This window comes from Ruthenibacterium sp., assembly GCF_017421385.1.
GTDB classification, from domain to species: domain Bacteria; phylum Bacillota; class Clostridia; order Oscillospirales; family Ruminococcaceae; genus Ruthenibacterium; species Ruthenibacterium lactatiformans.
Window position 1 is genome coordinate 1 of sequence record NZ_JAFOIN010000015.1, and the last position, 4,354, is coordinate 4,354.

Below are 4,354 nucleotides of genomic sequence, written 5' to 3' on the forward strand. Positions count from 1 at the left end.
CCGGGTGCGCAAGGCCGCACAGCCAGAGCGCGCCCGCTGCAAGGCCCAGCGTGCCCAGCGGCAGCACGGCCGCCAGCACCGCGCCCGCCGCAAGCTCGCCTCGGGGCGTTTTCGGAAAAGCGTGGCGCAGCCCGCGTTCCAGCGCGGCGATGCATTTCCCCATGCCCACCACCGGGTGAGGCATCCAGGCCGGGTCTCCCAGCGCAAGGTCCATCAAAAAGCCGCACAGGGCGGCCAGCACAATATCCATCTCACGCTTCCTCCGCATAACACGCTTCGCCCGCAAGGTCCAGCAGGCCGTGCGTCTGCCAGCGCGCCGCATCCAGTATAAAGCCGGCCGCGTTGCCCGCGCACCAGGTGTAATAATCCCGGCGCGGGCAGGCGTACCGCTCCATCACCGCCATCTGGGTGCCGCCGTGCGCCATGACGACGAGCATTTCCGCGCCCCGCGCCAGCGCTTCGTCCACCAGGGACGCAAAGGCCGCGCAGGTCCTGTCGGAAAATTCAGCCCGGCTCTCTCCGCCCGGGCAGCGGCCCATACAGTCGTCTCCCACCCAGGCGAGATAATCGGGGTCGCGCTCCATCTCCACATAATTGCGCCCCTCGAAAATGCCGAAGCACATCTCCCGCAGGTCGTGCACGGGCACGAGCCGCGCGGCCGGGAACAGCACCCGGGCCGTGTCCACGGCCCGGCACAGCGGCGAGACATACACCGTGTCCGGTTCAATGTCCGCCCGCCGCAGCGCGGCGCGCCCCTTTTCCGAAAGCGGGATGTCCCGCGTGCCCTGGTACCGCTTGTCCACATTGTATTCCGTCTGCCCATGGCGCAAAAGATAAACTTTCATGTGTTCGGCGCTCCTTTCAGATAGACCGGGATACCGCAGAACACGCGCACCACGGCGTCCGCGCGCTGCGCCAGCAGGCAGCCGAGACGGCCCGCCGCCTCCCGCGCGGCGCGCTCGTTTTTGTCCACCGGCACGACGCCGCCGCCCACCTCGGTGGCGATGACCACCTCGTTCCGGGCAAGCTGCTGCGCCAACGCGGCAAGGTCGCCGCAGCCCGCGGCCAGCTCCTGCACGTCCCAAACAGCGCGCTGCGCCAGCTCCTCCCGGGTACAGCCCAGCAGCAGCCGGGCATACTCCCGTTTCCCGCTGTACAGCGGGCCTGTGATAAAGATCATCCCGTCACCCCCGAAAGCAGGCTGCACGCTGCCAGCGCGGCCAGCATCCACAGCTCCGCCTTTTGCAAAAACCATCCGGCCAGGTCGCCCGATATGCCGCCGAACTGTTTTTGCGCCACCGCGCGGTATCGCAAAAATACAAGCACCGCAGCCAGCGCCATGGCGGCGCCCGTCATCCCCCCCGCCGCCGCCATGCCTGCGGCGGCCAGTGCGCACAGTACAAGCAGCGCGCGGCGCACAGCCGTGCGGTCCGCTCCCGTTGCAAAGGTATGGGCAAGGCCCGTGTTTTTTGCCAGAGGGAACGCCGCGATCGCATAGCCGGAAAGCGCCCGCTCCAGCACAAAGCCCAGCCCCATGCACAGCGCAGCCCGGGGCGTGCAGTCCACCGCCGCGCACAGGCCCAGATAGGCCGTAAAATAGGTGCACAGGCGTATGACCGCAAACGCGCCGCAGTGCGGGTCCTTTAATATCTCCTGCTTTTTTTCCGGCGCGGCGCAGCTTGCCAGCGCATCGCAGGTGTCGGCGTAGCCGTCCAGGTGTATGCCCCCGGTCACGAGCACCGGCGCAAGGCACAGCCCGGCCGCGCGCAGCAAAAGCGGGAATGAAAGCCGCGCCGCCAAAGCCGCCCAGCCCCACCAGGCAAGGCCGCACACAACCCCCACCAGCGGAAAGGCGCACAGCGCGTACCGCATGTTTTTTTCGTTCCACACCGGCTGCGGTACCGGCACGGCGGAAAACATGGCAAACGCCACGGCGGCCGTCTCAAGTAGCGTCACAGCGCGGCCCCCTCTCCTTTATAATAGCGCGGCAGGCCGCACGCCACCTCACAAACAGCGTCCGCCCGGGCGGCAAGCGCCCGGTTTGCCGCGGCCAGCACACGCAGATAGGTACCGGTATCTCCCGCATAGGCGCTGCCGCCGCTGAACACCTCGCCCGTGACGACCACCAGTGCTTCGCACTGCCGCCGCAGGCTTTCCACGCCGTCCACAACAGCGGCCAGCGCCGCCTGTTCACCGCCTGCGCCCGCCGGGCTGTACAGCTCGTTTGCGGCCAGATTGCTCAGGCATTCCAGCAGCGCCGCGCCCCTTGCAGGCAGCAGCACCCGCGAAAGGCCAACGGGGCATTCAATGGTCTCGAACCGCTTTTGCGCGCGCAGGACGCGGTGCCTCGCAATGCGCGCGCGGGCTTCTGCGCCAAAGGGTTCCATCGTCGCCACATAGTAGCGCGGCAGAGCGCCCGCCCGCAGGATCAGCTGCTCGGCATATTCGCTTTTGCCGGACGCCGCGCCGCCCACGACCAGTGTGAACATCCCATCCGCCCCTTTCCTCTCCGGCGTTCAGCCTTCTCCGCCCTGCGGCGTATAGGCCTCGATGCCGCCCTCCTCAAACGTGTAGCAATCCATATATACGGCGCGGGCCATGTCCAGCAGCGGCATGGCCGCCACCGCTCCCGTGCCCTCGCCCAGGCGCATGCCCGCCGTAATGAGCGGTTTTTTGCGCAGCGCGTCCAGCAGCAGCATGCCCGCGGGCTCGGCCGAGACATGGCTCGCCAAAACGGCCTTGGCCGCCGCCGGGCACAGCCGCACCGCGCACAGCGCCGCCACGGCGCTGATGAAGCCGTCCGCCAGCACAGGCACACGGCAGGCCGCGCCGCCCAGAAACACGCCGCACATCCCCGCGATGTCAAAGCCGCCCACCTTTGCCAGAACGTCCAGCGGGTCGTCCGCGTCGGGGCGGCTGAGGGCCACGGCCCGCTCGATGGCCGCCACCTTGCGCCGCAGCCCCTCGTCCGAAAGACCCGCGCCGCGGCCCGTCATTTCCACGGGCGCGCGGCCCAGCAGCACGCTGGCCACAGCGCTGGCCGTGGTGGTGTTGCCGATGCCCATCTCGCCCGTGGCCAGCAGACGCACGCCCTTTTCCTTCTGCGTGCGCACAAGCTCCGCGCCCGCCAAAACGGCCTGCTCCGCCTGGGCCCGCGTCATGGCAGGCCCCTGTGTGATATCCCCCGTGCCGTTGCCGATGCGCCGGGCCAGCACGCCGGGCTGCGGCGCAAAATCCCGCACGCCCATGTCCACGGGCACCACGGCGCACTGCGCGGCCTGCGCCATCCGGCACACGGAGGTGCGCCCCGCAGCCAGGTTGCGCGTCACAGCGGCCGTCACGCTGCTGTCCGTCTGGGTAACGCCCTGGGCGACCACGCCGTTGTCCGCGCACAGCACCAGAACCGCACGCGGCAAAAGCGGCGCCTGCGCGTCGCCCGTCAGCGCCGCAATGTCCTCCAGCGCCGTCTCCAGCAGACCCAGGCTGCCCAAAGGCTTTGCGCACGCCGCCCAGCGGCGGTGCGCCTGTTCCCGCGCCGCCTCGTCCGGCGGCGTGATGTTTTGCAGCAATTCACGCAGTTCCATGCTTCCAGCTTCTTTCTTTGCATTCCAGCTTCATTTTGTTTTCAATGCCCGGGGCGCTTTCCCAAGCGCACGGCGCCGCCCCGGGCCCGCAGCCTCTCAAAAGCACAAGGCCCTTCACCGGCCGCTTTGAAAGGCGGCGGCCGCACGCACAAACCGCTCCGCCAGCTGCGGCCTGCCCGCAAAATACAGGTGCGGGAAAGCTGCATACAGCGCCGGCCCCGCGAACCCGCACGTCCAGCTGCGGCCCGTCGCAGGCTTCTGCGCGTTGAACGCCGCGCCATTTTCCGTGCTGTCCCAATAGTGGAACTCGTGAACGGGGACCGTTTCGCCCGCGCGCAGCAGCAGGCTGTCGGCCCGGGCCGTAAGCTGCGCGTAGCCGAAGCGAACAAGCTTCTGCCGCCGCACGCCCGCGCCGGGCAGTGCGCCGGCCATAGGGTGCACCGCGCCGTCTTCGCCCTCAAGGCTCCGGCCCAGATACAAAAAGCCGCCGCATTCCGCCACCGTGGGCAGGCCCGCCTCCACCGCGCGGCGCACCGCGCGGCGCATGGCCGCGTTTTGCGAAAGCTGCCCGGCGTACAGCTCCGGATAGCCTCCGGGCAGATACAGCCCACCCGCTCCCCCGGGCAGCGCCGCGTCATGCACGGGGCTGAAAAATACAAGCTCCGCGCCCGCGTCCCGCAGGGATTCCAGCGTTTCGGCATAGGAAAAGCAAAACGCCTCGTCCCGCGCCACGGCGATGCGGCAGCAGAACCCCCTTCCACCGCTGAAGC

At 68.7% G+C, this 4,354-nt stretch carries 6 protein-coding genes and 1 pseudogene; all 7 read right to left on the minus strand.

Annotation, left to right across the window (positions count from 1 at the left end; all coding sequences use genetic code 11):
* On the minus strand, window positions 1–250 hold a 250-nt coding region (locus IIY41_RS01775), incomplete at its 3' end, for a cobalamin biosynthesis protein (protein ID WP_287399395.1).
* Window position 251: 1 nt separating this feature from the next.
* Window positions 252–845: a histidine phosphatase family protein gene (locus tag IIY41_RS01780; RefSeq protein WP_009322538.1), complete on the minus strand. Its 594-nt coding sequence runs from the start codon at window positions 843–845 to the stop codon at window positions 252–254.
* Entirely contained in the window at window positions 842–1,180 is a 339-nt protein-coding gene (locus IIY41_RS01785) for a bifunctional adenosylcobinamide kinase/adenosylcobinamide-phosphate guanylyltransferase (protein ID WP_009322537.1), read from the minus strand. Before IIY41_RS01785 ends, IIY41_RS01780 begins: the two co-directional genes overlap by 4 nt.
* The gene (locus IIY41_RS01790) at window positions 1,177–1,956 is read right to left on the minus strand and encodes an adenosylcobinamide-GDP ribazoletransferase (RefSeq protein ID WP_134107863.1); all 780 of its coding nucleotides are present in this window, start codon (window positions 1,954–1,956) and stop codon (window positions 1,177–1,179) included. Before IIY41_RS01790 ends, IIY41_RS01785 begins: the two co-directional genes overlap by 4 nt.
* Complete coding sequence (locus IIY41_RS01795; RefSeq protein WP_050005396.1) at window positions 1,953–2,489, minus strand: bifunctional adenosylcobinamide kinase/adenosylcobinamide-phosphate guanylyltransferase; 537 nt, start codon at window positions 2,487–2,489, stop codon at window positions 1,953–1,955. Before IIY41_RS01795 ends, IIY41_RS01790 begins: the two co-directional genes overlap by 4 nt.
* A 27-nt stretch (window positions 2,490–2,516) precedes the next feature.
* Entirely contained in the window at window positions 2,517–3,584 is a 1,068-nt protein-coding gene (cobT, locus tag IIY41_RS01800) for a nicotinate-nucleotide--dimethylbenzimidazole phosphoribosyltransferase (protein ID WP_050005397.1), read from the minus strand.
* A 114-nt stretch (window positions 3,585–3,698) separates the two neighbouring features.
* Window positions 3,699–4,354, minus strand: a pseudogene (locus IIY41_RS01805) (cobyrinic acid a,c-diamide synthase); the annotation flags it as partial.